Source organism: Rhodococcus sp. 2G (assembly GCF_001886355.1).
GTDB classification, from domain to species: Bacteria; Actinomycetota; Actinomycetes; order Mycobacteriales; family Mycobacteriaceae; genus Rhodococcus; species Rhodococcus pyridinivorans.
Map to the genome: position 1 here is coordinate 2,530,038 of NZ_CP018063.1, position 26,631 is coordinate 2,556,668.

Genomic DNA, 26,631 nt, shown 5'->3' on the forward strand with positions numbered 1-26,631 from the left:
AACGTTGACCGAATCACGCGACAAGCCCGTGAAGGCCAACATCTTCGCGGCGGGCGCGGTCCTGTGGCGTCCTGTCGACGAGAACGCTCCGGACGATGCGCAGGTCGCGCTCGTGCATCGCCCGCGCTACAACGACTGGTCCTTTCCGAAGGGCAAGCTCGACGCGGGTGAGACGGCCGTGGTTGCCGCGGTGCGGGAGATCGAGGAGGAGACCGGATTCCGCTCCACGCTCGGCAGTAGTCTCGGGAAGGTCGTCTACCCCGTTCCGGGTCACCGCAAGCTCAAGCGGGTGGACTACTGGGCTGCGCGGTGCCTCGACGGGCAGTTCGCGCCCAATGACGAGGTTGACGAATTGCGTTGGGTGTCCCCCGAAGAGGCATTCGATCTGTTGTCCTATCCGATGGACCGCAGTGTCCTGCGCCGGTTCCGCCGGGTGCCGCTGGACACGACCATGGCGCTGATCGTGCGGCACGCCAAGGCGGGTAGTCGGAAGAAGTACAAGGGCGACGACCGTTACCGGCCCCTCGATGCGTCCGGACGGGCACAGGCCGAGGCGCTCGTTCCGCAGTTGACGGCGTTCGGCGGCGACAGCGTGGTGTCCGCCGACCGCACGCGGTGCATCGCGACGGTCGAACCCTTCGCCTCCCGGCACGGGCTCGAGATCGCCATCGAGCCGGCCCTGTCGGAGGAGGAGTACCGCGCCGATCCGGACCGCGGCCGCAAGCGGGCGCTGGAGATCGCGTCCGGTCCCGGTACTCCCGTGATTTCCAGTCAGGGCAGGGTGATCCCGCCGCTCCTGGAGTGGTGGGCCGAGCGCGACGGTCTCGTGCTGCCTCCGGCGCGGAACCGGAAGGGGAGCATGTGGGTGTTGTCGCTGCGCGGCGATCGTCTCGTCGCGGCCGACCACCTCGACAGCCCTCTTCCCACGGGCCGTCCACCGGCGGACGACGAGAGCATCTGACCGAGTACACACGACGGCGGCCACCGGATGTCCGGCGGCCGCCGTCGTCTCACCTGTGCGGCTCGCACGTGTGCGAGCCGCATCGCGGGTGGGTGTTACTTCTTGGTGCTCTTGCGGGCCGTGGTCTTCTTGGCCGGGCTCTTCTTCGCCGCGGTGGTCTTCTTCGCCGCGGTCGACTTGGTGGCGGTGGTCTTCTTCGCCGGAGTCGACTTGGCCGCCGTGGTCTTCTTGGCCGGGCTCTTCTTCGCCGCGGTCGACTTGGTGGCGGTGGTCTTCTTCGCCGTAGTCGACTTGGCCGCCGTGGTCTTCTTGGCCGCGGTGGTCTTCTTCGCCGGAGTCGACTTGGTGGCGGTGGTCCTCTTCGCCGCCGTGGTCTTCTTCGCTGCGGTGGTCTTCTTCGCCGCGGTCGACTTGGCCGCCGTGGTCTTCTTCGCCGCCGTGGTCTTCTTGGCCGCCTTCTTCGCTGCCGCGGTCTTCTTGGCCGCTGCAGCTGCACCGCGCTTCACGGCCGGACCCGAAGCCGGGAGCTTCTGGGTGCCCGCGATGATGTTCTTGAAGGACTGGCCGGGACGGAAGGCCGGCACCGAGGTCGGCTTGACCTTGACCGTCTCACCCGTGCGCGGGTTCCGCGCGACACGCGCGGCCCGACGACGCTTCTCGAAGACACCGAATCCGGTGATGGTGACGCTCTTACCGTCGTGCACGGCGCGAACGATCGCGTCCACGATGTGCTCGACGGCCGCGGTGGCGGTGCGCCTGTCCGAACCGAGTTTCTCGGTCAGAACGTCGATCAGTTCTGCCTTGTTCATTGATTTCCTCCGCACATACACGGTCCACCGTCAGACCGACTCCAGTCCACGGTAGACCCGCAAACGGGCAAGAGTCTATGTGCCACGCGGATTCTCATGCAAATAACCTCCGGGCCCGGCCCGACGGGAGCGTCGGACCGGGCCCGGAGAAGGCGCGTTCGGGGGTGTTTTCAGGGCGCCGGAAGGGTACTCGGTTTCCATGACGGCCTTGACTTTTCGTACTCGGAAATCGCGTCTACCTGGCGCAATGTCAATCCGATGTCGTCGAGACCCTCCAGCAGACGCCACCGCGTGTAGTCGTCAATGGTGAACGGCACCACGGTGGTTCCGGCGGTCACCGTCCGGTTCTCGAGATCCACTTCCAGTTCGAGTCCGGGCTGCTGCTCGATGAGCTTCCACAGCAGTTCGACGTCGTCCTGTGAGACCTGAGCGGCGAGCAGACCGGCCTTTCCGGCGTTGCCCCGGAAGATGTCGGCGAAGCGGGACGAGATCACGACCCGGAATCCGTAATCCGACAACGCCCACACGGCGTGCTCACGCGAGGAGCCGGTGCCGAAATCCGGTCCGGCGACGAGAACGCTGCCGCGGTCGAAGGGCGGGGTGTTGAGGACGAAGGACGGGTCGTTGCGCCATGCGGCGAACAGACCGTCCTCGAATCCCGTACGGGTGACGCGCTTCAGGTACACGGCCGGGATGATCTGATCCGTGTCGACATTGGAGCGGCGCAGCGGGACGCCGATGCCCCTGTGGGTGGTGAAGGCTTCCATCGAAAATTCTCCTCGTCGGTCCTGTGGTCTAGTCCAGATCCGCCGGTGCGGAAAGCGTTCCCCGCACCGCGGTTGCGGCGGCCACGGCCGGCGAGACGAGATGCGTCCGTCCGCCCTTGCCCTGCCGTCCTTCGAAATTCCGGTTCGAGGTCGACGCGGAACGCTCGCCCGGCGCCAACTGGTCGGGGTTCATGCCCAGGCACATCGAGCACCCGGCTTGACGCCACTCGGCCCCTGCGGCGGTGAAGATCTCGCCGAGGCCCTCCTCCTCCGCCTGCGCGCGCACCCGCATCGAACCCGGCACGACGAGCATCCGGACGCCGTCGGCGACCTTGCGGCCCTGCAGGACATCCGCCACGGCACGCAGATCCTCGATGCGGCCGTTGGTGCACGAGCCGACGAAGACGGTGTCGATCTTCACGTCGCGCAGCGGCATGCCCGGTTCGAGATCCATGTAGCGCAACGCCTTTTCCGCTGCAGACCGCTCGGTTTCGTCGGCGATCTCCTCGGGTACCGGAACGCTGGACCCGAGCGCAGCGCCCTGGCCCGGGTTGGTGCCCCACGTGACGAAGGGGGTCAGAGCGCTGCCGTCGATGTGGACCTCGGCGTCGAAAACCGCGTCGTCGTCGGTCTTCAGCTGCTCCCACGCCTCCACGGCAGCGTCCCAGTCGGCGCCCTTCGGGGCGTGCGGGCGGCCCTTGATGAACTCGTAGGTGGTCTCGTCGGGGGCGATCATGCCGGCGCGGGCGCCTGCTTCGATCGACATGTTGCAGATGGTCATCCGCGCTTCCATCGACAGTGCGCGGATCGCCTCGCCGCGGTACTCGAGGACGTAGCCCTGTCCGCCGCCGGTGCCGATCTTCGCGATGATCGCGAGGATGAGGTCCTTGCTCGTCACTCCCGGCGCGAGGGTGCCGTCGACGTTGATGGCCATCGTCTTGAACGGCCGCAGCGACAACGTCTGTGTCGCCATGACGTGTTCGACCTCACTGGTGCCGATGCCCATCGCCAGTGCGCCGAAGGCGCCGTGGGTGGAGGTGTGGCTGTCGCCGCACACCACCGTCATGCCGGGCTGCGTGAGACCGAGCTGCGGGCCGACCACGTGGACGATGCCCTGATCGAGGTCGCCCATGGGGTGCAGACGGACACCGAACTCCTCGCAGTTGCGGCGCAGGGTCTCGACCTGTGTGCGCGAGACCGGGTCGGCGATCGGCTTGTCGATGTCCACCGTGGGGACGTTGTGGTCCTCGGTGGCGATCGTGAGGTCGGGACGCCGCAGCGGGCGTCCTGCCAGCCGCAGACCGTCGAAGGCCTGCGGGCTGGTCACCTCGTGTACGAGATGCAGGTCGATGTAGATCAGGTCCGGCTGTCGCGCCGATCCCTCTCCTTCACCGCGCACGACCACGTGCTGGTCCCATACCTTTTCCGCCAGAGTCTTTCCAGCCATCTTCTCCACCTTGTCGTACGTGACGAACGCGGGATCCCGGGGGCTGTCCGGCCGCGTATGGCGTCGTCCCCACCGTTCTCGGCATGCGATATGCTTCCCATTATGCGAGACGGAGGTATCGACCTATGAGACAGCATAGCGGGATCGGAGTGCTGGACAAAGCGATGACAGTCCTTCATGCGGTTGCCGAACAGCCGTGCAACCTCAACGAGTTGTGCGCGCGGACCGGCCTGCCCCGTGCCACGGCGCACCGTCTCGCCGTGGGCCTCGAGGTCCACCGCCTCCTCATGCGCGACAGCGACGGACAGTGGCGTCCCGGCCCCGGACTGGCCGAATTGTCCGCGGGCGCAGGCGACACGCTCGTCGAGGCCGCCTCGCTCGTCCTCCCCCGTCTGCGCGAGATCACCGGCGAGAGCGTGCAGTTGTACCGCCGCGAGGGCACCCAGCGGGTCTGCGTCGCCGCTCTCGAACCGCCGACCGGTCTGCGCGACACGGTCCTCGTCGGCGCACGCCTTCCGATGACGGCCGGCTCCGGCGCGAAAGTTCTGCTCGCGTGGGCCGATACGGCGACCCAGCGCGCCATCCTCCCCGACGCGGCCTTCGGTGAACGCGTGCTCGTCGAGGTCCGCCGCCGCGGCTGGGCGCAGAGCGCCGCCGAACGCGAACCCGGTGTGGCGTCGGTCGCCGCACCCGTGCGCGACAGCAGCGGTGGCGTGATCGCCGCGATCTCCGTATCGGGCCCCATCGACCGCATGGGCCGCCGACCGGGCGCCCGCTGGGCCGCCGACCTCCTCGCCGCCGCAGAAGCGCTCCAGAAGCGTCTCTGAGGCCGACCGCATGCCCGTGTCCCTCCCGGGTGGAGCCCGGGCGGGGCGGGAGGAAGACAGCCGTGCGGCTCCACGCTCTGCCAGAGTGCTTCGCATGGGAACCAACCGCCGCGCAGGCATCATGATGACGGAGTCGGAGATCGACGAGTTCCTCCACCGCAGCCGGGTCGCGAACCTGGCGACCCTCGGACCGACGGGCACCCCGCACCTCGTCGCCATGTGGTACGCGGTGCTCGACGGGGAGATCTGGTTCGAGACGAAGGCGAAATCGCAGAAGGTCGTCAACCTCCGGCGCGACGATCGCGTGACCGTCCTCGTCGAGGCCGGCGACACCTACGACCAGTTGCGTGGCGTCTCGATCGAGGGGCGGGCGGAGATCGTGGACGACCACGACCGCCTGTTCGAGGTCTGCCGCGACGTGTGGGAGCGGTACACCGCCCCGTACACGGAGGAGGCGCGCCCCGCGGTGGAGCAGATGATGCACAAACGGGTGGCCGTCCGTGTGGTGCCCGCGCGGGTGCGTTCGTGGGATCACTGCAAGCTCGGGATGCCTGCCATGGGATCGGCGGCACGACGGCCGCCGATCTTCCGTCCGCCGCGCACTGACCGCCCATACGCGAAAGGCTCTCCGATCGATGATCGGAGAGCCTTCGTGGTTGTACCCCCGATGGGATTCGAACCCACGCTACCGCCGTGAGAGGGCGGCGTCCTAGGCCGCTAGACGACGGGGGCCTGGAACTTTCCGAGGAATCGACGAGTCGACGCCTCCGAGAGAAGAACACCCACCGACCCGGAGATCGGTGGGTAGTCCGTTGTACCCCCGATGGGATTCGAACCCACGCTACCGCCGTGAGAGGGCGGCGTCCTAGGCCGCTAGACGACGGGGGCCTATGGAACTTCTTCTCTTCGCTTCCCGAAGGAAGCTCAGCCAGCATAGCTGGCTGAGACGTTGCGGGCAAACCGCCGCGTCTCAGCTGGGGTACCAGGACTCGAACCTAGAATGGCTGAACCAGAATCAGCTGTGTTGCCAATTACACCATACCCCAATGGTTTGTTCCTTCGGCCTGCCCTGCGGGCGTTGTGGCCTCCGTTCCGAACCGAGAAGAAGATTAGCACCAACCCCGCCACCAACTACAAATCGGCTGGTCAGAGGCGTGAAATCGAGCTCGGGACGAGCTCGGCGGCATGAAATCGAGCCCGGAACGAGTTCGGCCCGTCGCCGGCGGGTGCCGACGACGGGCCGAGAGCGACCATGCAGGGGTCAGGCGATGCGCGCCCGCCCGGCACGCAGTCGTGCAAGGGTGCGCTCACGGCCGAGCAGTTCCATCGACTCGTAGAGCGGCGGGCTGACGTGCGAGCCTGTCACCGCGACCCGCACGGGAGCGAAGGCCTTCCTCGGCTTCAGTTCGAGCCCCTCGATCAGTGCGCTCTTGAGCGCCTCCTCGATCGCCGGCGTGGTCCACTCGGTCAGGCCCTCGAGGGCGGCGACGGAGGCGTCGAGCACGGGCGCGGCATCCTCCTCGAGATTCTTCGCCGCGGAGGCCTCGTCGAGCGTGAAGTCGGCGTCGTCGACGAACAGGAACTTCAGCAGGTCCCACGCGTCCCCGAGAACGACGATACGGGTCTGTACGAGGTCGGCGGCCGTCCGGAAGAGCGCGTCGTCGACGTCGGCCCCGATCCGGCCGTGCTCGACGAGGTACGCCTTCAGCCGGGTCGCGAACTCCTCCGGCTCGAGCAGGCGGATGTGCTCGGCGTTGATGGCGTCGGCCTTCTTCTGGTCGAACCGGGCGGGGTTCGAGTTGACCTTGGAGATCTCGAAGGCCGCGACCATCTCGTCGAGGGAGAACACGTCGCGGTCGTCGGCGAGACCCCAGCCGAGCAGAGCGAGGTAGTTGAGCAGGCCCTCGGGGATGAACCCGCGATCGCGGTGCAGGAAGAGGTTGGACTCCGGGTCGCGCTTGGAGAGCTTCTTGTTGCCCTGCCCCATCACGAACGGCAGGTGGCCGAACTCGGGCGTGAAATCGGTGACGCCGATGCGCTGCAGCGCCGCGTACAGCGCAAGCTGACGCGGGGTGGACGACAGCAGGTCCTCGCCGCGCAGGACGTGTGTGATCTTCATCAGCGCGTCGTCGACGGGATTGACGAGCGTGTAGAGCGGGATGCCGTTGCCGCGGGTCAGCGCGAAGTCGGGCACCGAGCCCGCCTTGAAAGTGGTCTCGCCGCGGACCAGGTCGTTCCACGTGAGGTCCTCTTCGGGCATGCGCAGTCGCACGACCGGCTTGCGCCCCTCGTCGAGGAAGGCCTGCCGCTGCTCCGGGGTGAGGTCGCGGTCGAAGTTGTCGTAGCCGAGCTTCGGGTCGCGGCCGGCGGCCTTGTGCCGCTCCTCGACCTCTTCCGGCGTCGAGAACGACTCGTAGGCCTCACCGGAGTCGACGAGCTTCTGCACGATCTCGAGGTGAAGGTCGCGTCGCTGCGACTGCCGGTACGGCTCGTACGGTCCGCCGACCTCAGGACCCTCGTCCCATTCGAGACCCAGCCACCGGAGGGCGTCGAGGATCGCCTGGTACGACTCCTCGGTGTCGCGTGCGGCGTCGGTGTCTTCGATGCGGAACACGAAGGTGCCGCCGTGATGACGCGCGAAAGCCCAATTGAACAGGGCGGTGCGCACCAGACCCACATGCGGGGTTCCGGTCGGTGACGGGCAGAAACGTACGCGTACTTCGCTGGTGGTCATGACTCGCTCAGGGTTGAGGATCGACGGGAGACCTTCCCAGGCTATCCGCCCCGCAGCGAGCTCCGGTCAGGATCCCTTGGCGACGACCGGATTCGTGAGCGTTCCGATGCCCTCGACGGTGATCGAGACTGTGTTGCCCGGCTCGATCGGTCCGACACCTTCGGGAGTGCCGGTGAGGATGACGTCGCCCGGCAGCAGGGTCATGACACCGGAGATCCATTCGATGAGCTTCGGGATGTCGTGCACCATCTTCGAGGTGCGGCTGCGTTGGCGGATCTGCCCGTCGACCTCCGCCGAGATCTCGAGATCGGAAGGGTCGATGTCGGTTTCGATCCACGGACCGAGCGGGCAGAAGGTGTCGTGGCCCTTGGCTCGGCCCCACTGGCCGTCCTTGCGCTGATGGTCGCGCGCGGACACGTCGTTGGCGATCGTGTAGCCGAGGATCGCCTCCCGGGCCTTCGCGGCGGGGACGTCCTTGCAGGGACGCCCGATGACCACGGCGAGTTCGGCCTCGTGATGGACGAGCGAGGTGGTGGGCGGAATCACGATGGGCGCGCCCGGGCCCACGATCGACGTGTTGGGCTTGAGGAAGATCATCGGCTCGTCGGGGACCTCGTTGCCCGACTCGGCGGCGTGGGCGGCGTAGTTGCGACCGACCGCGATCACCTTGGTGGCGAGGATCGGGGCGAGAATCCGCACGTCGGCGAGGGGCCAGCTCCGGCCCGTGAAGGTGGGGTTCCCGAAAGGATGCTCGGCGATCTCCTTCGCCGTCGCGGACTTCCCCTCCCCTTCGATGCTCACGAACGCGACACCATCCGGGCTGGCAATTCGACCAAGGCGCATGTCCGGAGTCTAACGGTGCGCGCACACTGCGATCGACGCCCGGGTGCCGCGGGTATAGAGTCCGACCAACATTTCATATAACGGTACTACTTTCTCAGATAGTGGGACTCATGGACACTCCGGACATCGGTCGGCGCCGATGGCTGATCCTGGCCCTCGGCGTCCTCGCCCAGGCCTCCCAGGCCACCGTCATCAACGGCGTCGCCTTCCTCATCCCAATCCTGAACCAGGAGGGTGGCTTCACCCTCGCCCAGGCCGGAACCCTCGCCGGCGCACCGATCCTCGGCGGCGTGTTCACGCTCGTCGTGTGGGGCGCGATCGCCGACCGGTTCGGCGAACGTCTCGCGCTGGCCGCCGGACTCGGGATCGCGGCCGTCTCGATGGGACTCGCGAGCGCGACCACCTCACTGGACCTGTCCCGCACCACCTCCGCAGCACTGCTCGGCCTATTGCTGATGTGTGCGGGAGCCGGCGCCGTGAGCGCCAATTCGGCGAGCGGTCGCGTGGTGGTCGGATGGTTCCCGCCGCACCAGCGCGGCCTCGCGATGGGCATCCGGCAGATGTCGGTGCCGCTGGGTGTCGCCGCGGGCGCACTCGTCATCCCCACTCTCGCGGGCGACCACGGGATCGCCTGGGCGCTCTCGTTTCCCATGCTCGCGTGCGGGCTCGCAGCCGTCGTCTGCGCGGTCGGCGTGGTGGATCCGCCCCGACCCGGACGGGTGGAGGCCGAGCGCGCAGGCGTGCTCGGCAATCCCTACCGGAGTTCCATGTCCCTCACGCGGATCCATCTCGCGTCGATCCTGCTCGTCGTTCCGCAGTACGTCGTGTGGACCTACGCCCTGGTCTGGCTCATCGCCGACCGCGGCTGGGACGAGGTCGGCGCCGGTCTCGTCATCACCGCCGCCCAGATCCTCGGCGCCCTCGGACGTGTCGTCACCGGGGCCTGGTCCGATCGGGTGGGCAGCAGGCTGGGACCGATGCGCCTCGTCGCCGCATCGGTCGTCGTGTCGATGGTCGCGCTCTCCGTCACGGCGTGGACGGATTCGGCGATCGCGGTGGGCGTCCTGCTCGTCGCGTCGATCCTGACCTCGGCGCCGAACGGGTTGGCATTCACTGCCGTCGCGGAGATCGCCGGCCCGTTCTGGGGCGGCCGCGCACTCGGGATCCAGAACACCGGGCAGTTCGTGTTCGCCGCGGCCGTCGGACCGGTCTTCGGTGGGCTCATCGCCGCGGTCGGATTCCCCGCGGCCTTCGCCCTGGCCGCCATCGCTCCCGCAGCGGCGGTCCCGGTGATACCGAAGGACTGATACGCGAAACGCGCGTGGCGCCGGACGGGACGTACCCGCCGGCGCCACGCGCGTTTGTGCCGAAGAACTCGGTGCCCGGAGAGAATCCGCGCTCAGAGATCAAAGAGAAGCAGCGATCCGATCGCCGATCTCGGTGGTCACGATCGGACCGGTGCCACGATTCGCGAGGTCGGCCTCGACGGCCCGCTCGACGCGTGCAGCATCCTCCTCGCGCCCGAGATGGCGCAGCAGCAAGGCGGTGGACAGGATCGCCGCGGTGGGATCGGCGATGCCCTTGCCGGCGATGTCCGGTGCCGAGCCGTGGACCGGTTCGAACATCGACGGGTTGGTGCCCGAGGCGTCGATGTTGCCGCTCGCGGCAAGGCCGATACCGCCGGTTACGGCGCCGGCGAGGTCGGTGATGATGTCGCCGAACAGGTTGTCGGTGACGATGACGTCGAAGCGCGACGGGTCGTCGACCATGTAGATGGTCGCGGCGTCGATGTGACAGTAGGCCGTGGTGACCTCAGGGAACTCCTTGCCGACGGTCTCGACGGCGCGGGTCCAGATGGCGCCGGCGTTCGACAGCACGTTCGTCTTGTGGATGAGCGTGACGTGCTTGCGGCGGGTCTGCGCGAGCTCGAAGGCGTAGCGGACCACGCGCTCGGCTCCGAACCAGGTGTTCACCGAGACCTCGGTGGCGATCTCGTGCGGGGTGCCGACGCGGATCGCTCCCCCGTTGCCGGTGTACGGGCCCTCGGTGCCCTCGCGGACGACGACGAAGTCGATCTCGTGGTCGGCGGCGAGCGGCGACTTCGAGCCCGGGTACAGGCGCGACGGCCGCAGGTTGACGTGGTGGTCGAGTGCGAACCGCATGTTCAGGAGGAGACCGCGTTCGAGGACGCCCGGCGTGACCGACGGATCGCCGATGGCACCGAGGAGGATCGCGTCGTGCTCGCGGATCGCGGCGAGATCGGCATCGGGCAGGAGTTCGCCGGTCGCGTTGTACCGGCGGGCACCGAGGTCGTACTCGGTGGTCTCGAGATCCGGGACGAGGGCGCGGAGCACCTTGAGAGCTTCCGCCGTGACCTCGACACCGATGCCGTCACCGGGGATGACCGCAAGTTTCATGAGCACTACTCACTTCCTGTGCGACGGTGGCCGCGACCGTGCAGACGGTCGCGGCCACCGGATGATGGAGAACCGAAGGATCAGGACAGGTCGACCTGGGCGACGCGCGCGTCGAGCGCCTCGGTGATCTGTCCGACCTCGGCGTCGCCGACGACGCGGTCGACACGGAGGATCACGGTGGCGCCGGGGCCCTCCGCGTCCTGGCTCAGCGCCGCGGCCTGGATGTCGATGCTCGCGTTGCCGAGCACGGTGCCCAGCGTTCCGAGGACACCCGGACGGTCCTGGTAGTGGACGATCAGGTTGTGGCCCTCGGCGCGGAGGTCGAAGCTGCGGCTGTTGATGTTGACGATCTTCTCGACCTGCTGCAGGCCGGTGAGCGCACCCGCGACGGACGTGACGTGTCCGTCCGGCGCCACGGCGCGGACCTCGACGGCGCTGCGGTGCGTGGTGGCCTCGCTGACCTTCTCGACCTCGACCGTCACGCCGCGCTGCTCCGCGAGCTTGGGGGCGTTGACGAAGGTGACGGGCTCGTCGCTGCTCGCCGAGAACAGGCCGCGGAGGGCGGCCAGGCCGAGAATGTCGGTGTTCTCGGCCGAGAGCTCACCGCTGACGACGACCTGCACGTTCTGCACGGCCTCGGGCGAGAGGGTGCCGGCGAGCAGACCGAGCTTGCGAACGAGCTCGAGCCACGGCGCGACCTCCTCGCCCACGGGGCCACCGGAGACGTTGACGGCATCGGGCACGAACTCGCCGGCGAGGGCGAGCAGCACGCTCTTGGCAACGTCGGTACCGGCGCGGTCCTGGGCCTCGGCGGTGGATGCACCGAGGTGCGGGGTGACGACGACGTTGTCGAGGTCGAACAGCTTCGAATCGGTGCACGGCTCGGTCTCGAAGACGTCGAGGCCGGCAGCGCGGACCTTGCCTTCGACGAGCGCGTCGTACAGCGCGTCCTCGTCGATCAGGCCACCGCGGGCGGCGTTGACGATGATGACGCCGTCCTTGGCCCTGGACAGACGCTCGGCGTTGATCAGGCCGGCGGTCTCCTTGGTCTTGGGCAGGTGCACCGAGATGAAGTCGGCGCGGGCGACCAGCTCGTCGATGTCGACGAGCTCGATGCCGAGCTGTGCGGCGCGGGCGGCCGGCAGGTAGGGGTCGTACGCGATGACGTGGGTTTCGAACGCCGCGAGACGCTGGGCGAACAGCTGGCCGATGCGGCCGAGGCCGACGACGCCGACCGTCTTGCCGAGGATTTCGGTGCCGTTGAAGCTCGACCGCTTCCAGGTGCGCTCACGCAGGGTGCGGTCGGCGGCTGGAACCTGCCGCGCCGCGGACATGAGGAGCGCGACCGCGTGCTCGGCGGCGGAGTGGATGTTGGAGGTGGGCGCGTTGACGACCATCACACCGCGCTCGGTGGCAGCAGCGATGTCGACGTTGTCGAGGCCGACACCGGCGCGACCGACGATCTTGAGGTTGGGCGCCGCAGCGAGCACCTCGGCGTCGACGGTGGTCGCGGAGCGGACCAGCAGCGCCTGGGCGTCGGGCACGGCCGCGAGCAGGGCGGGGCGGTCGGGGCCGTCGACCCAGCGCACCTCGACACCGTCACCGAGCGCATCGACGGTCGACTGCGCAAGCTTGTCGGCGATCAGGACTACTGGACGGCCATTCTGGCTCACGTGCGGACTCCCTGTGTCGTGAATGTGTGAGTGGTCGACGGCGCTCGCGCCCGACAGCATGCGTGGGCACCCGCGACCGCCCACAGTTTAGTGCCCCGGCCCCTCCCACGGGGCCACCGGGACCGGGATCACGGTGGTGCGGGCCGATCCTTCCGCGGGGGCGGGACGATGTCCTGCGGGGGTGCGTCGAGCGCACTGCGCTCGATGCCGGGCTGGTTCCGGTGCCGGAAGGCCACCACGGCGGTGCGGACGGTCGGATGGAATCGATCGGCCCCGAAGCGATTCCCCGATTGCATCCGGTGCAGCTTGTCCTTGACCGGCCCCTTCATCGCGGCGAAGGCGAGCCGTATCCCCCTGTGGGCGAGGTAGTCGTCGAGACGTTCGATCTCCTCGACGGCGCTGATGTCGAGATCCGTGATCGGTTCGGCCGCGAGTACCACCCACTCGATACGGTCCTCGCGTTCGCGGACGAGTTCACGGACGAACTTCGTGAGGATCACACCGTTCGCGAAGAACAGCGGAGCGTCGAATCGCACGAGCACGAGACCCGGGATGCGGTGGCCCTCGGGATGCCGCTCCCGGTCGTGATATCCGGCGATGTCCTCGAGTTCGACGAGTTCGGTCCGGTGGGGTTGCCAGGCACGCACGATCACGACCGCCAACGACAATGCGATCGCGACGAGTACACCCCTCAGCACACCGGCGAGACCGACCGCCACGAATGCGGCGAAGGACAAACAGAATTCGATCTTGTTGACCCGCCACAGGCGACCGAGCCCCTTCGCATCGACGAGTGCACTCGCCGCGGCGATCACGACGGCAGCGAGCGCGGCCTGCGGCAGGTACGCCGTCGCCCCCGGCGCGGCCAGCAGGAAGATCGCGACCGTCACCGCTCCGACGGCACCCGCGAGCTGGGTACGCGCTCCGGCCTGTTCGAGGACGGGAGTGCGACTGCCGCTGCCGCAGATCGGGAATCCGCCCGTCGCACCGGCTGCGATGTTCACCACACCGAGGGCGCGCATCTCGGAACTGCCGTCCACGTCCTCGCCCCGTCGGAGCGCGAACGAGCGCGACAGCACCGCGGTGTCGGCGAACGCGATGACGGCGACCGCGACCGCGGGTGCGAGCAGTTCGATCACGTCTCCCCGTTCGATACCGCCCAGAACGGGCGCGGGGATCCCGGAGGGCAGCGCCCCCACCATCTCCACCCGATCGGTGAGCCCGAACACCTCGACCGCCGCGGAGGCGGCGACCACCGCGACGAGCACCGCGGGTATGCGGCGAACGACCTTCTGCAGCACGAGGATCACAGCGAGGGTGCCGGCGCCGAGGAGAAGTCCGACCGGTTCGACACCGTCCTCGAAGACGTCGTCGACGACGTCGAGAACCTCGGCGACGACACCGGATTCGTCGGCCGAGGTGCCCAGCAGGAGCGGGAGCTGCCCGACGATGACGATGATCGCGATCGCGTTGAGGAAACCGACCCGGATCGGTGTGGAGAGCAGATAGGTCAGGAATCCGAAGCGGAGTATCCCCCCGACGAGGAGGATCGCCCCGACGAGGAGGGCGAGCACACCGGCGAGGGCGACCGCACGCTGCGGGTCACCGTCGGCGGCGAGCGGGATCACCGCGGCCGCGATGAGCGGGGCGAGCGCGGAATCCGGTCCGAGCACGAGGATCCGGGACGGACCGACCACCGCGTACACGAGCATCGGCACCACTGTCGCGTAGAGACCGGTGTAGGGCGGCAGTCCCGCCGCCTGGGCATATCCCATGCCGGTGGGGACGAGCAGGGCGCTGAGCGCGAGACCCGCCGTGACGTCGCCCCGCAGCCACCCCCGCCGGTAGGACCGTGCGGTGGCGACACCCGGGAGCCGCCCGAACGCGGCGAGGAGCCACATCAGCCAAGTATCCTCCGCGGCCTCGGCCCGTGGCTGCGACATCGCTCACGCGCACCGACGACGGCGGCCCGGCACCCCCGTAGGGGTACCGGGCCGCCGTGACCGGATCAGGTGGCTGTCACGCCGTCTCGGTGATGGGGCGATCGACCCAGCTCATCAGGTCGCGCAGCTGCTTGCCGACGACCTCGATGCCGTGCTCGGCGTTCTGCTTGCGCAGACCTTCGAGCTCCTTGTTGCCGCCCTCGACGTTGGCGACGAGACGCTTGACGAAGGTGCCGTCCTGGATGTCCTTCAGGATCTCCTTCATGCGCTCCTTGGTGCCGGCGTCGATGACGCGCGGGCCGGAGAGGTAGCCGCCGAACTCCGCGGTGTCGGACACCGAGTAGTTCATGCGGGCGATGCCACCCTCGTACATGAGGTCGACGATGAGCTTGAGCTCGTGGAGAACCTCGAAGTAGGCCATCTCGGGGGCGTAGCCCGCCTCGACCATGACGTCGAAGCCGGTCTTGACGAGCTCCTCGGTGCCACCGCAGAGCACGGCCTGCTCGCCGAAGAGGTCGGTCTCGGTCTCTTCCTTGAAGGTGGTCTTGATGACGCCGGCCCGGGTGCCGCCGATGCCCTTGGCGTAGGACAGCGCGAGCGCCTGGCCCTCACCCTTGGGGTCCTGATGGACGGCGATGAGCGCGGGAACGCCCTTGCCGTCGACGAACTGACGACGCACGAGGTGGCCGGGACCCTTGGGGGCGACCATCGCGACGGTCACGTTCTCCGGAGCGGTGATGAGACCGAAGTGGATGTTGAGGCCGTGGCCGAAGAACAGCGCGTCGCCGTCCTTCAGGTTGGGCTCGATGTCGTTGGTGAAGATCGACGCCTGGGCGGTGTCGGGCGCGAGGATCATGATGACGTCGGCCCACTCGGAGACCTCGGCGGGGGTGCCGACGGTGAGACCGGCTTCCTCGGCCTTGGCCCGCGACTTCGAGCCCTCCTTCAGACCGATGCGAACGTCGACGCCCGAGTCGCGCAGGCTCAGCGAGTGCGCGTGTCCCTGACTGCCGTAGCCGATGACGGCGACCTTACGACCCTGGATGATCGACAGGTCGGCATCGTCGTCGTAGAACATCTCGACTGCCACAGTGATTACCTCTTTCAGCAAGTATGGGTGTGTTAAGGCTAACGGGTAGCCGTGATGGACTTCGGACCGCGTCCGACGGCGACGACACCGGACTGGACGATCTCGCGGATTCCGTACGGTTCGAGCATGCGCAACAGCGCGTCGAGCTTGGACCGCGTACCGGTCGCCTCGATGGTCAGCGACTCGGGCGAGACGTCGATCACCTTGGCGCGGAACAGATTCACCGTCTCGATGACCTGGGTGCGCACACTCGCGTCGGCGCGCACCTTGATGAGCACGAGTTCGCGGGCGACGGACGCCTCGTCCTCCTGCTCGACGATCTTGATGACGTTGACGAGCTTGTTGAGCTGCTTGGTGACCTGCTCGAGCGGGAACTCGTCCACGGTCACCACGATCGTCATCCGCGAGATGTCGGGCACCTCGGTGCCACCGACGGCAAGGGATTCGATGTTGAAGCCGCGTCGCGAGAACAGCGATGCGACTCGGGCGAGCACGCCCGGCTTGTCCTCGACGAGAACACTGAGGGTGTGACTCGTGCTCACTTGGTCTCCTCCTGGGCCGCAGCGTTCTCGCTGCGGGTTTCGAGCGCGTCGATGGTCTCGTGGATGACGGCGGGATCGTCGGCAGCGGCGTCGTCGTCGAACAGCGGCCGGATGTCGCGAGCCGCCATGATCTCGTCGTTGCTCGTGCCGGCGGCGACCATCGGCCACACCTGCGCGTCCTTGCCGACGATGAAGTCGATCACGACGGGACGATCGTTGACCTCCTGCGCCCGGCGGATCGCAGGCTCGACGTCTTCCTCGCGCTCGACGCGGATGCCCACGCAGCCGAGGGCCTCGGCGAGCTTGACGAAGTCGGGGATGCGTAGCGAGTGCGTCGCCAGGTCGGTGTTCGAGTATCGCTCCTCGTAGAAGAGGGTCTGCCACTGCCGGACCATGCCGAGATTGCCGTTGTTGATGAGCGCGACCTTGATCGGCACACCCTCGACGGCGCACGTCGCGAGTTCCTGGTTGGTCATCTGGAAGCAGCCGTCGCCGTCGATGGCCCACACCTCGGTGTCGGGGCAACCCATCTTGGCGCCCATCGCGGCGGGCACCGCGTAGCCCATGGTGCCGAGACCACCGGAGTTGAGCCAGGTGCGCGGCTTCTCGTAGTCGACGAACTGCGCCGCCCACATCTGGTGCTGACCGACGCCTGCGCAGTAGATCGCGTCGGGACCGGCGAGCTTACCGACGGCCTGGATGACGTACTGCGGCGACAGGGTGTCGTCGGTGGGACGGTCGTAGCTCAGCGGGTAGGTGCGACGGATGTCGTCGAGGTAGGCCCACCATGCCGTGTAGTCGAGCTTCGTGCCGGTCGCCAGGTCGGCGCGGATCGCCTCGAGCAGTTCGACGATGACCTCCTTGCAGTCACCGACGATCGGCACGTCGGCGTGCCGGTTCTTGCCGATCTCCGCCGGGTCGATGTCGGCGTGGATGACCTTGGCGTCGGGCGCGAAGGAGTCCAGCCGACCGGTGACGCGGTCGTCGAAACGGGCACCGAGGGTGATGAGCAGGTCACTCTTCTGCAGTGCGGCCACCGCGGCGACGTTGCCGTGCATGCCGGGCATGCCGCAGTGCAGGTTGTGGCTGTCGGGGAACGCACCGCGGGCCATGAGCGTCGTAACGACCGGGATGCCGGTCAGCTCGGCGAGCTCGAGCAGCTCGGCCGACGCCTCGGCCTTGATGACACCGCCGCCGACGTACAGCACCGGGTTCTTCGCGTCGGCGATCAGTCGCGCGGCCTCGCGGACCTGCTTGCCGTGCGGCTTCGTCACCGGGCGGTAGCCGGGCAGGTGCATCTCCGGCGGCCAGCTGAAGGTGGTCTGTGCCTGGAGGATGTCCTTGGGGATGTCGACGAGGACCGCGCCCGGGCGGCCCGAGGAGGCGAGGTAGAACGCCTCGGCCAGGATGCGCGGGATGTCGGCGCCGTCGGTGACCAGGAAGTTGTGCTTCGTGATCGGCATCGTGATGCCGGAGATGTCGGCTTCCTGGAAGGCGTCGGTGCCGATGAGCGGGCGACCGACCTGGCCGGTGATCGCGACGAGGGGCACGGAGTCCATCTGCGCGTCGGCGAGCGGGGTGACGAGGTTCGTCGCGCCCGGACCGGAAGTGGCCATGCACACGCCGACCTTGCCGGTGGCCTGGGCGTAACCGGTGGCAGCGTGCCCGGCACCCTGCTCGTGACGGACGAGCACGTGGCGCACGCGCCGCGAATCGAAGATCGGGTCGTAGACGGGCAGGATCGCGCCGCCGGGAATGCCGAATACCGTGTCGACCTCGAGTTCCTCGAGTGCGCGGACCACCGACTGGGCGCCGGTGACCCGCTCGGGGGCGACCTGGCGTCGATTGGCGGGCTGCGTCGCGGCAGCTGCGGGAGTCGGGGTGGCGGACCCCGGCTTTCGCGGCGAGGGTTGAGGCCGTGCGGTTGGTGCGCTCACTGCGAATTCCTCTGATTCTGGCTCCGGGCAACAAAAAACCCTCGTCAGCAAGTCTGCTGTACGAGGGTGGCGCGTCGTGGGCGAGTTGCGAAATGCGGCTCAGGCGACGACGCGCCGGCCGATTACGAGCAACCCATTCTGATTCACGCGCTCGACGGTAGGCGCATGGTGTCCAGACAGTCAACTTGGTGCGGTCCACTGTCCCAGAATGTGAGATGCCGCGGCTGCAGTGCGAAGATGTAGAGGTGTCATCTTCCCAGCAGCCCGTGCCACCGCCCCCATCATCCCACACGCCCGATTCGACGACGCAGGTCATCCAGATCTCGCGACTGTCCTTCCTCGCGTGCGCTCTGCTGTTCCTCGCCCTCGCCTCCCCCGCGCTGGCGTGGCCGGAGGCCTTCGCATGGACGCTGATCATCCCGTTCCTCGTCGCCGCCTGGGTCGTGCGGGTACGCACCGTCGTCGGCCCCGAGGGCATCGTCGCGCGAGCGACCTTCAAGACCACGAACCTGAAGTGGGACGAACTCGACGGCCTCCGGTTCCCGAAGCGGGGCTGGGCCCGCGCACGGCTCACCGACGGCAGCGAGGTCGCACTGCCGGTCGTCACCTTCGGCCGGCTGCCGCAGCTGTCGGAGGCCAGCGGAGGCCGCATCACCGATCCGTACGCGGCCGCACAGCTCGCCGAGGAGAAGGCATACCGCGAGAAGGCGGCCGCCGAAGCCGGTCCGGATGCCGAAACCACCGACGACGCAGTCACCGTCGAGAAGAAGGGGGACCGCTCCTCCTGATCCTCGCGACCGGGTGCGAATAGAGGCATCCGGAAGCACGCGAGTAGATTCGTCGGTGCCGTTGCCCGGATCCGCCCAGCCCGGCGCCCGGACGCGGCCCGGCCGATTGCGCACCAGCCACCGTCAAGGAAGTCAGCCCATGCCCCCGTTGAGGTCACGCACCACCACCGTCGGACGAAACGCCGCGGGAGCGCGCTCCCTGTGGCGCGCCACCGGCCTGACCGATTCCGACTTCGGCAAGCCGATCGTCGCCATCGCGAACTCCTACACGCAGTTCGTACCCGGTCACGTCCACCTCAAGGACGTCGGTGAGATCGTCGCGAAGGCCGTGCGCGAAGCGGGCGGCGTGGCGCGCGAGTTCCACACCATCGCAGTCGACGACGGCATCGCCATGGGCCACGGCGGCATGCTCTACTCGCTGCCGAGCCGCGAGATCATCGCCGACTCCGTCGAATACATGGTCAACGCGCACACCGCCGATGCACTGGTGTGCATCTCGAACTGCGACAAGATCACCCCGGGCATGCTCAATGCCGCGATGCGCCTGAACATCCCGACGGTCTTCGTCTCCGGTGGTCCGATGGAGGCCGGCAAGGCGGTCGTCGTCAACGGTGTCGCGCAGGCCCCCACCGACCTCATCACCGCCATCTCGGCCTCCGCCAGCGAAGCCGTCGACGACGCGGGTCTCGACGAGGTCGAGCGCAGCGCGTGCCCGACCTGCGGTTCGTGCTCGGGCATGTTCACCGCCAACTCGATGAACTGCCTCACCGAGGCTCTCGGTCTCGCGCTGCCCGGCAACGGTTCGACCCTCGCCACCCACGAGGCGCGACGCGCATTGTTCGAGACCGCCGGCCGGACGATCGTCGAGGCCGCCCTGCGCTACTACCGCGACGACGACGAGTCGGTGCTTCCGCGCAACATCGCCACCCCGGCCGCCTTCCGCAACGCAATGGCGCTCGACGTCGCCATGGGTGGTTCCACCAACACCGTGCTGCACACCCTCGCCGCCGCGCAGGAGGGTGAGGTCGACTTCGATCTCACCACCATCGACGAGATCAGCCGCCGGGTGCCCTGCCTGGCGAAGGTCTCCCCGAACTCCGACTACCACATGGAGGACGTGCACCGCGCCGGCGGAATCCCCGCCATCCTCGGCGAGCTGCGCCGCGGTGGTCTGCTCGAGACCGACGTCTCCACGGTCCACACGAAGAGCTTCGACGAGTGGCTCGACACCTGGGACATCCGTTCCGGCAAGGCGTCCGAGACGGCCCTCGAACTGTTCCACGCCGCACCGGGCGGTGTGCGCACCACCGAACCGTTCTCGACGGACAACCGCTGGTCGTCGCTCGACACCGATGCCGCGAACGGTTGCATCCGCGACATCGAGCACGCCTACACCGTCGAGGGCGGCTTGTGCGTGCTGCGCGGCAATCTCGCACCGGACGGCGCGATCCTCAAGACCGCCGGTATCGACGAGGATCTGTTCCACTTCGAGGGCCCGGCCTACGTCGTCGAGTCGCAGGAGGAGGCCGTCTCGGTCATCCTCGGCAAGAAGATCAAGGCCGGCGACGTCGTCGTCGTCCGCTACGAGGGCCCGGCCGGCGGCCCCGGCATGCAGGAGATGCTGCACCCGACCTCCTTCCTCAAGGGCATCGGTCTGGGCAAGGTGTGTGCCCTGATCACCGACGGTCGCTTCTCGGGCGGCACCTCCGGTCTGTCCATCGGGCACGTCTCCCCCGAGGCCGCGTCCGGTGGTGTGATCGGCCTGATCGAGCAGGGCGACCGGATCCGCATCGACGTCGCGACCCGCACCCTCGAGGTGCTCGTCGAGGACGAGGTGCTCGCGGATCGTCGCGCGAAGATGGAGGCCTCCGAGCGTCCGTGGCAGCCCGTCGACCGTGAGCGCACGGTCTCGAAGGCACTGCGCGCCTACGCCGCTCTGGCGACCTCCGCCGACAAGGGTGCCGTCCGGCGCGTGCCGTAACACTTCACGACAGCAGGAACGAGGGCCCCGCGATCATCCCGATCGCGGGGCCCTCGCCTGGTGTCCGTCCTTCGTATGTCAGCGTCCGAAGATCCACAGGCACACGCCGGCCGCCACACCCATCAGCAGCACGACGAACGAGCCCAGGAACGGACGCGTCGCCCAGCCGCGTCGTCCGTCGATCGCGATGCGTCCCGGTCCGGTGAGGGTGATCGTCACCGCGCAGGCGACGAGAAGGGCCTCGAACTCGAAGCCCGACGATTCGGCGGCGAAGAACTGGACGCCCGGCTCGAGTTCGTGTTTGAACAGCACCGCGTTGACCATGATGGCCACGATCGCAGCAGCGGCGAACGGAGTGAGCAGACCCAGGACGAGCAGTCCTCCGGCCGCGATCTCACCGACCGCGCCGACGATCGCGAGCACGGCGGGCTGCTGGTACCCCGCGTCGCGCAGCAACGACTCGAAACCGTCGAGACCCGGGCCGTTCCACAGACCCACCAGCTTCTGCAGTCCGTGTGCGACGAGGATCGCCCCGACCGCCGCGCGCAGGACGAACAATCCGAGGTCGAGCGTCCCGCGGCGCACCTTCGGGGTCTGCTCGCCGACGGCCACCGCGCCGCCCGCATCCGCACCGAATACCGGCTCCGGCCGGTACATCTGCTCGGTGGGAGCGGCGTAGGCGTCGGTGCCGAGGGGCGTTCCCCCGGCCCCGAAGTCGTCGTCCGATCCGAGATACGACTCGCGTGGTCGGTGCATCTCGAGTGTGTGCTCGTCGGGCTGGTTTCCGTAGGAACTCGAACCCGCGTCCGGTATGCCACCGTTCTTGTTGTCGGCCACGCTCCCAGCCTAGGCCCGTGACTGCCCCCACACCCGGCATCCGCGGGTGCGCGCGTCGTGCCGGTAACGTTTGCGGCATGACACGGGGTACGCGGTGGACGGGTTCGTGGGGCGTACGTGCGGCAGCGGCGGCGCTTGCCGTGGGAGTCCTCGCCGTCCCGTCCTGCGCCCGCTTCGACGACTCCGCATCGAGCCCGTTCACTCCCGAACCCACCTTCGATCCGGGACCGGGCGTCGGGCCCCAGGACCCCACCGAGACGACCACGCCGAGCGCCTCCCCCAAGCCTCCGGGGCCGTGTGTCGATCCCGACCCGTCCGTGATCGCGACCTGCCTCGACGTCACCGGCGGCCTGGTGACGATGCCCGACGGCAACTCCGCGCTCGTCACCGAGCGCCGGACGGGTCGGATACTGCAGGTCGCGCCGGAGACCGAGCCGGTGGAGATCGCGACGATCCCGGTCGACGGATCCGGGGACGGTGGGCTCCTGGACGTGGCACTCTCCCCCACCTTCGCCGAGGACCGACTGCTCTACGCCTACATCACCACGGCCTCGGACAACCGCGTGGTCCGCATCGCCGCGGGCGACACTCCCAAGGACGTGCTGACGGGAATCCCGCGCGGCGCGACGGGCAATTCCGGCGCCATCGAGTTCGTCTCGCCCACCGAGCTCGCCGTCCTGACCGGCGACGCCGGAAACGCAGCGGCCGCAAACGATCCGAACGTCCTGTCCGGCAAGCTCCTGAACCTGCCGCTCCCGGCACCCGGCGCAGCACCCACTCCCTCGGTGGTGCTGTCGGGCATCGGCACCGCGGGCGATGTGTGCCGCGATCCGAACGGCAACCTGTGGATCACCGACCGCACTCCCCTCGAGGACCGGCTCCAACGGGTCGGGGTCGACGGCTCGACCGGTACCGGCCCGGCCTGGACGTGGCCCGAGCGGCCCGGTGTCGCCGGGTGCGCGGCGGCTCCCGACGGGATCGCGATCTCGCTCACCGACGCGAAGGCCGTCGCGGTCGTCGCTACCGATCCGGGGACCGGCGCGGTCACGGCGTCCCCCGTCCTCGCGGCGGAGGACCGCTACGGCATGCTGCGCGGCGCCTCTTCGTCGCCCGACGGCCTGCTGTGGGTCTCGACGGTCAACAAGTCCGGCGCCGAACCGGGACCGAACGACGATCGCGTCATCCGCATCCAGTTCCCGGCCGGTGGCGGCGGATTCGACTGATCATGCCCGCCCCGGTGTCTCCGCCGCAGCGGGGTGGTGGAGCAGTCCCGCGAGCATCGGGAGGACGAGGACGGTGACGGCGCCCGCCGCCACGAGGATCGACGCGCTCGCGTTCGTCATCTGATCGGCACTCACCGCGACGCCGGTGACCGCGACGATCAGTGGCAGACCCGTAGTGGAGTACAGGGCGATCTGCAGTTGTTCGGCGGTTCCGAACATGCGGTTGCCGGTCTCGTCGCGTTCGAGGCGCGATGCGACGAACACCGGTACACCCCTCACCAGGACGAGCAGTCCGAGGAATGCCAGCAGGATGCCCGGGGCACTCGCAACGGCACCGACGTCGATCGCCATGCCCGAGGTGACGAAGAAGATCGGGATGAGGAAGCCGTATCCGAGACCGTCGAGCTTCTTCTCGAGCCGCTCGTCGCCCGCCGGGATTGTGCGGCGCAGGATGAAGCCGGCCGCGAAGGCCCCGAGAATGATGTCGAGATCGAAGACGGCGGCGACGGCGATGAGTCCGACGAGCAACAACATCGTCAGTCGCACCGGGATCTGGGCGGTGGTGTCGGAGCCGAGTCGGACGAACTGGGTGAACCGTGAACCTTCCCGCAGGATCCAGGTCGGCAGCACGGCGACGACGACGGCCACGACCGCGAACGCCAGCAGGACGATCAGCGAGCCGAGTGCGCCGCGCGCACCGAGCAGGGTCGCCATGGCCACGACGGGCAACAGCTCGCCGAACGCACCGTGGTTGAGCACCGAGCGTCCGAGTGGGGTTGCGACGAGTCCGCGGTCGGCGAGGATCGGCAGGAGCGTCCCCAGCGCGGTGGACGTCAGGGCGATCGCCACGGCGATCTCGGCGTGCACCTGACCTGCAGCTCCGAGCGCGGCGACGGTGCCGAGCGCCAACAGCATGCACACGCACCAGGTGAGCATCGCGCGGCGCCCACCCCGCCCGCGCAACTCGGCCGGGTCGATCTCGTATCCGGCGAGCAGGAAGAGCATCCCCAGGCCGAGTTCGCGCAGGATGCCGATCTCGCTGCCCGTCTCCGCGAGGTCGAGCGCGTAGGGGCCGATGAGGACACCGGCCACCAGCAGCAGCACGACCTCGGGGACCAGCCGTCGCGGGACGGCGCCGGCGATCAGCGGTGCCAGCACCGCCGCGACGGCGATCCAGAACAGCGAGGTGGCTACAGCGGCGTCCATCGCCGCTACTCTAGCCGCGCAAGATCAACTGCACGCGGCGATGACGAGTTCCTTCACGCGCGCCGGATCGGCCTGTCCGCGAGTGGCCTTCATGACGTCGCCGACGATCTTGCCGGCCGCCTGGACCTTGCCGGAGCGGATCTTGTCGGCGATGTCGGGGTTGGCGGCCAGCGCGGCGTCGACCGCGGCCTGCAGCGCCGAATCGTCGCGCACGACCTCGAGACCGCGAGCGGCGACCACTTCGTCGGGCTCGCCCTCACCGGCGAGCACACCGTCGACGACCTGACGGGCGAGCTTGTTCGTCAGCTTGCCGTCGGCCACCAGCGCGATGACGCGGGCGACCTGCTCGGGTGTGATGGGCAGTTCGGCGAGTTCGACACCGCGGGTGTTGGCCTGCTGGGCCAGGTAGGCGACCCACCACGAGCGGGCCTCCGAGGCGGGGGCGCCGGCCTCGGTGGTCGCGATGACGAGGTCGAGCGCTCCGGCGTTGACGAGGTCGCGCATCTCCTCGTCGGAGACACCCCAGTCGGCCTGGATGCGGGCGCGGCGCAGCCACGGCAGCTCGGGCAGCGTCGCGCGCAGCTCCTCGACCCAGGCGGCGTCGGGCGCGATCGGCTCGAGGTCGGGCTCCGGGAAGTAGCGGTAGTCCTCGGCGGTCTCCTTGCGGCGACCGGGCGAGGTGGTGCCGTCGGCCTCCTGGAAGTGCCGGGTCTCCTGGATCACCTCACCACCGGAGACCAGCACGGCCGCCTGGCGCCGCATCTCGTAGCGGACCGCGACCTCGACGGACTTGAGGGAGTTGACGTTCTTCGTCTCGGTGCGGGTACCGAACTCCTTCGCGCCGATGGGCATCAACGAGATGTTCGCGTCGCACCGCATCGAGCCCTGGTCCATGCGGACGTCGGAGACGTCGAGTGCCTCGAGCAGGTCGCGCAGGGCGGTGACGTAGGCGCGGGCGACCTCGGGGGCGCGCTCGCCGGCACCGACGATGGGCTTGGTGACGATCTCGACGAGCGGAACCCCGGCACGGTTGTAGTCGAGCAGCGAGTGGCTCGCACCGTGGATGCGACCGGTGGCGCCACCGACGTGCAGCGACTTGCCGGTGTCCTCCTCCATGTGCGCGCGCTCGATGTCGACTCGCCAGGTGGTGCCGTCGTCGAGCACGACGTCGAGATATCCGTCGGTGGCGATCGGCTCGTCGTACTGCGAGATCTGGTAGTTCTTCGGCTGATCGGGGTAGAAGTAATTCTTCCGCGCGAAGCGACCCCACGGGGTGATCGAGCAGTTCAGCGCGAGGCCGATGCGGATCGCGGACTCGACCGCGGCCTGGTTGACGACGGGCAGCGCCCCCGGCAGACCGAGGCAGACCGGGCACACCTGCGTGTTGGGCTCGGCGCCGAAGGCCGTCGGGCAGCCGCAGAACATCTTGGTGGCGGTGTGCAGCTCGACGTGCACCTCCATGCCCATCACGGGCTCGAACTTCGCGAGCACGTCGTCGTAGGCGAGCAGGTCAGCGGACACGGAGGCAGTCATGGTGTCGATTTTAGACGGCGCCGACAGTGCCGACGCGCGGCCTCACCCGAACAGGATCCGCATCTCCTGATAGCGCTCGTCGGGCACGTACTTCGGTTCGGCGAGCTCGTCGAAATCGACCCGGGCGATGTCGGTGCCGTGCAGCGCGACCATGTGCCCCCAGTCCTCCTCGGCGACGAGATCGGTCACCGCCATGCCCAGTCGCGTGGCGAGTACCCGGTCGAATGCCGTGGGGACACCGCCCCGTTGGATGTGGCCGAGCACCGTCGCGCGGGCCTCGACACCGGTGTGCTTCTCGATGAGCGGCGCGAGCACCTCCGCGATCCCACCGAGGCGCGGCCGGTCGAAGCCGTCGAGCCCCTTGGTGGAGTACGCCTCCTCCATCTCGGGGAGCGTGAAGCCCTCCGCGACGACGACCATCGGCGAACGTCCGCGGTTGCGGACACTCGTCACCCACTCGCAGATCTGTTCGAGGCTCTCGGGGTGCTCGGGGATGAGGATGGCGTGTGCGCCGCCGGCGGTACCGGCGTGCAGCGCGATCCATCCGGCGTGCCGGCCCATGACCTCGAGCACCATGCAGCGTTTGTGGGAGTTGCCGGTGGTCCGGAGGCGGTCGATCGCCACCGTCGCGATCTCGACGGCCGTGTCGAACCCGAAGGTGTAGTCGGTGTGGCTGAGGTCGTTGTCGATCGTCTTCGGCACACCGACGATGCGGATCCCTTCACCGAACAGTCGCTTCGAGGCGGCAGCGGTGCCCTCGCCCCCGATGGCGATCACGGCGTCGATCCCGAGGCGGTCGAGGGTCTTCTGGATGTTCTGCGCCCCACCGTCGGGTCCCTGGTACGGACCGAACCGGCTCGTACCGAGGATCGTGCCTCCCTGTTGGGCGAGACCGCGAACACGGCTGCGGTCCAACGGGATCACATCGCCCTCGACGAGACCGCGCCAGCCGTCGAGGAATCCGACGAACTCCTGTCCGTGAACCTCGGTGCCCTTGAGCACCGCACCGCGGATGACCGCGTTGAGCCCGGGGCAGTCCCCGCCACTGGTGAGAATTCCGATCCTCGTCACGC

General features: G+C 68.5%; 21 protein-coding genes, 3 tRNA genes and 1 pseudogene. 7 read left to right on the forward strand and 18 right to left on the reverse strand.

The window, feature by feature from the left end:
* Nucleotides 1–4: 4 nt before the first annotated feature.
* Entirely contained in the window at nucleotides 5–961 is a 957-nt protein-coding gene (locus tag BO226_RS11970; protein ID WP_071936425.1) for an NUDIX hydrolase, read from the forward strand.
* 95 nt (nucleotides 962–1,056) lie between these two features.
* On the opposite strand, the gene BO226_RS11975 is transcribed toward BO226_RS11970, so the two are convergent.
* From BO226_RS11975 to leuC, 3 genes are all read right to left on the reverse strand, one after another.
* Complete coding sequence (locus BO226_RS11975) at nucleotides 1,057–1,770, reverse strand: HU family DNA-binding protein (protein WP_071935337.1); 714 nt, start codon at nucleotides 1,768–1,770, stop codon at nucleotides 1,057–1,059.
* Nucleotides 1,771–1,940: 170 nt separating this feature from the next.
* On the reverse strand, nucleotides 1,941–2,537 hold the full coding sequence (leuD, locus tag BO226_RS11980) for a 3-isopropylmalate dehydratase small subunit (protein ID WP_006554524.1): 597 nt from the start codon (nucleotides 2,535–2,537) through the stop codon (nucleotides 1,941–1,943).
* A gap of 28 nt (nucleotides 2,538–2,565) precedes the next feature.
* Nucleotides 2,566–3,993: a 3-isopropylmalate dehydratase large subunit gene (gene leuC, locus BO226_RS11985; protein ID WP_071935338.1), complete on the reverse strand. Its 1,428-nt coding sequence runs from the start codon at nucleotides 3,991–3,993 to the stop codon at nucleotides 2,566–2,568.
* Nucleotides 3,994–4,109: 116 nt separating this feature from the next.
* On the opposite strand from leuC, the gene BO226_RS11990 reads away from it, so the two are divergent.
* Nucleotides 4,110–4,811 carry an IclR family transcriptional regulator gene (locus BO226_RS11990; protein WP_006554526.1) on the forward strand — a complete coding sequence of 234 codons (702 nt, stop codon included), beginning with the start codon at nucleotides 4,110–4,112 and terminating at the stop codon, nucleotides 4,809–4,811.
* Between the two features lie 94 nt (nucleotides 4,812–4,905).
* Nucleotides 4,906–5,417, forward strand: a pseudogene (locus tag BO226_RS11995) (pyridoxamine 5'-phosphate oxidase family protein).
* Nucleotides 5,418–5,470: 53 nt separating this feature from the next.
* Here the strand turns inward: BO226_RS11995 and BO226_RS12000 are convergent.
* From BO226_RS12000 to BO226_RS12020, 5 genes are all read right to left on the reverse strand, one after another.
* Nucleotides 5,471–5,543 (reverse strand) — tRNA-Glu (locus BO226_RS12000).
* Nucleotides 5,544–5,626: 83 nt separating this feature from the next.
* Nucleotides 5,627–5,699 (reverse strand) — tRNA-Glu (locus BO226_RS12005).
* A gap of 86 nt (nucleotides 5,700–5,785) precedes the next feature.
* Nucleotides 5,786–5,857, reverse strand: a tRNA-Gln gene (locus tag BO226_RS12010).
* A 215-nt stretch (nucleotides 5,858–6,072) separates the two neighbouring features.
* Nucleotides 6,073–7,545: a glutamate--tRNA ligase gene (gene gltX, locus BO226_RS12015; protein WP_071935340.1), complete on the reverse strand. Its 1,473-nt coding sequence runs from the start codon at nucleotides 7,543–7,545 to the stop codon at nucleotides 6,073–6,075.
* 66 nt (nucleotides 7,546–7,611) lie between these two features.
* A complete protein-coding gene (locus BO226_RS12020; protein ID WP_006554529.1) occupies nucleotides 7,612–8,388 on the reverse strand; it encodes a fumarylacetoacetate hydrolase family protein in 777 nt (258 codons plus the stop codon).
* A 110-nt stretch (nucleotides 8,389–8,498) separates the two neighbouring features.
* On the opposite strand from BO226_RS12020, the gene BO226_RS12025 reads away from it, so the two are divergent.
* A complete protein-coding gene (locus tag BO226_RS12025) occupies nucleotides 8,499–9,695 on the forward strand; it encodes an MFS transporter (RefSeq protein ID WP_006554530.1) in 1,197 nt (398 codons plus the stop codon).
* A gap of 99 nt (nucleotides 9,696–9,794) precedes the next feature.
* Here BO226_RS12025 and BO226_RS12030 read toward each other — a convergent pair whose 3' ends face one another.
* The 6 genes from BO226_RS12030 to BO226_RS12055 form a co-directional block, all read right to left on the reverse strand.
* Nucleotides 9,795–10,805 (reverse strand): 3-isopropylmalate dehydrogenase, encoded by a 1,011-nt coding sequence (locus BO226_RS12030; protein WP_024101382.1) that lies wholly within the window; start codon nucleotides 10,803–10,805, stop codon nucleotides 9,795–9,797.
* 80 nt (nucleotides 10,806–10,885) lie between these two features.
* The gene (gene serA / locus BO226_RS12035) at nucleotides 10,886–12,478 is read right to left on the reverse strand and encodes a phosphoglycerate dehydrogenase (RefSeq protein ID WP_071935341.1); all 1,593 of its coding nucleotides are present in this window, start codon (nucleotides 12,476–12,478) and stop codon (nucleotides 10,886–10,888) included.
* Between the two features lie 128 nt (nucleotides 12,479–12,606).
* Nucleotides 12,607–14,379, reverse strand: a complete 1,773-nt coding sequence (locus tag BO226_RS12040) for a SulP family inorganic anion transporter (RefSeq protein ID WP_071935342.1) — start codon at nucleotides 14,377–14,379, stop codon at nucleotides 12,607–12,609.
* 118 nt (nucleotides 14,380–14,497) lie between these two features.
* Complete coding sequence (gene ilvC / locus BO226_RS12045; protein ID WP_170318577.1) at nucleotides 14,498–15,499, reverse strand: ketol-acid reductoisomerase; 1,002 nt, start codon at nucleotides 15,497–15,499, stop codon at nucleotides 14,498–14,500.
* 50 nt (nucleotides 15,500–15,549) lie between these two features.
* On the reverse strand, nucleotides 15,550–16,053 hold the full coding sequence (gene ilvN, locus BO226_RS12050; protein ID WP_006554535.1) for an acetolactate synthase small subunit: 504 nt from the start codon (nucleotides 16,051–16,053) through the stop codon (nucleotides 15,550–15,552).
* Nucleotides 16,050–17,990, reverse strand: coding sequence for an acetolactate synthase large subunit (locus tag BO226_RS12055; RefSeq protein ID WP_071935343.1), 1,941 nt, complete (start codon nucleotides 17,988–17,990; stop codon nucleotides 16,050–16,052). The genes ilvN and BO226_RS12055 overlap by 4 nt, the downstream gene beginning before the upstream one ends.
* Before the next feature lie 266 nt (nucleotides 17,991–18,256).
* On the opposite strand from BO226_RS12055, the gene BO226_RS12060 reads away from it, so the two are divergent.
* Both BO226_RS12060 and ilvD read left to right on the forward strand, forming a co-directional pair.
* The gene (locus BO226_RS12060; RefSeq protein WP_006554537.1) at nucleotides 18,257–18,778 is read left to right on the forward strand and encodes a PH domain-containing protein; all 522 of its coding nucleotides are present in this window, start codon (nucleotides 18,257–18,259) and stop codon (nucleotides 18,776–18,778) included.
* A gap of 139 nt (nucleotides 18,779–18,917) precedes the next feature.
* Entirely contained in the window at nucleotides 18,918–20,759 is a 1,842-nt protein-coding gene (gene ilvD / locus BO226_RS12065; protein WP_024101385.1) for a dihydroxy-acid dehydratase, read from the forward strand.
* A gap of 78 nt (nucleotides 20,760–20,837) precedes the next feature.
* Here the strand turns inward: ilvD and BO226_RS12070 are convergent, their stop codons facing one another.
* Entirely contained in the window at nucleotides 20,838–21,596 is a 759-nt protein-coding gene (locus tag BO226_RS12070; protein ID WP_019288387.1) for a DoxX family protein, read from the reverse strand.
* Between the two features lie 77 nt (nucleotides 21,597–21,673).
* Here BO226_RS12070 and BO226_RS12075 point away from each other — a divergent pair, with 77 nt between their 5' ends.
* Nucleotides 21,674–22,819 carry a PQQ-dependent sugar dehydrogenase gene (locus BO226_RS12075; protein WP_071935344.1) on the forward strand — a complete coding sequence of 382 codons (1,146 nt, stop codon included), beginning with the start codon at nucleotides 21,674–21,676 and terminating at the stop codon, nucleotides 22,817–22,819.
* Here the strand turns inward: BO226_RS12075 and BO226_RS12080 are convergent, their stop codons facing one another.
* The 3 genes from BO226_RS12080 to BO226_RS12090 are packed head-to-tail and all read right to left on the reverse strand — an operon-like array spanning nucleotide 22,820 to nucleotide 26,629.
* Entirely contained in the window at nucleotides 22,820–24,025 is a 1,206-nt protein-coding gene (locus BO226_RS12080; protein ID WP_071935345.1) for a cation:proton antiporter, read from the reverse strand.
* Between the two features lie 24 nt (nucleotides 24,026–24,049).
* Nucleotides 24,050–25,558, reverse strand: a complete 1,509-nt coding sequence (gatB, locus tag BO226_RS12085; RefSeq protein ID WP_024101389.1) for an Asp-tRNA(Asn)/Glu-tRNA(Gln) amidotransferase subunit GatB — start codon at nucleotides 25,556–25,558, stop codon at nucleotides 24,050–24,052.
* A gap of 42 nt (nucleotides 25,559–25,600) precedes the next feature.
* On the reverse strand, nucleotides 25,601–26,629 hold the full coding sequence (locus BO226_RS12090; RefSeq protein WP_019288390.1) for a 6-phosphofructokinase: 1,029 nt from the start codon (nucleotides 26,627–26,629) through the stop codon (nucleotides 25,601–25,603).
* Nucleotides 26,630–26,631: the final 2 nt, after the last annotated feature.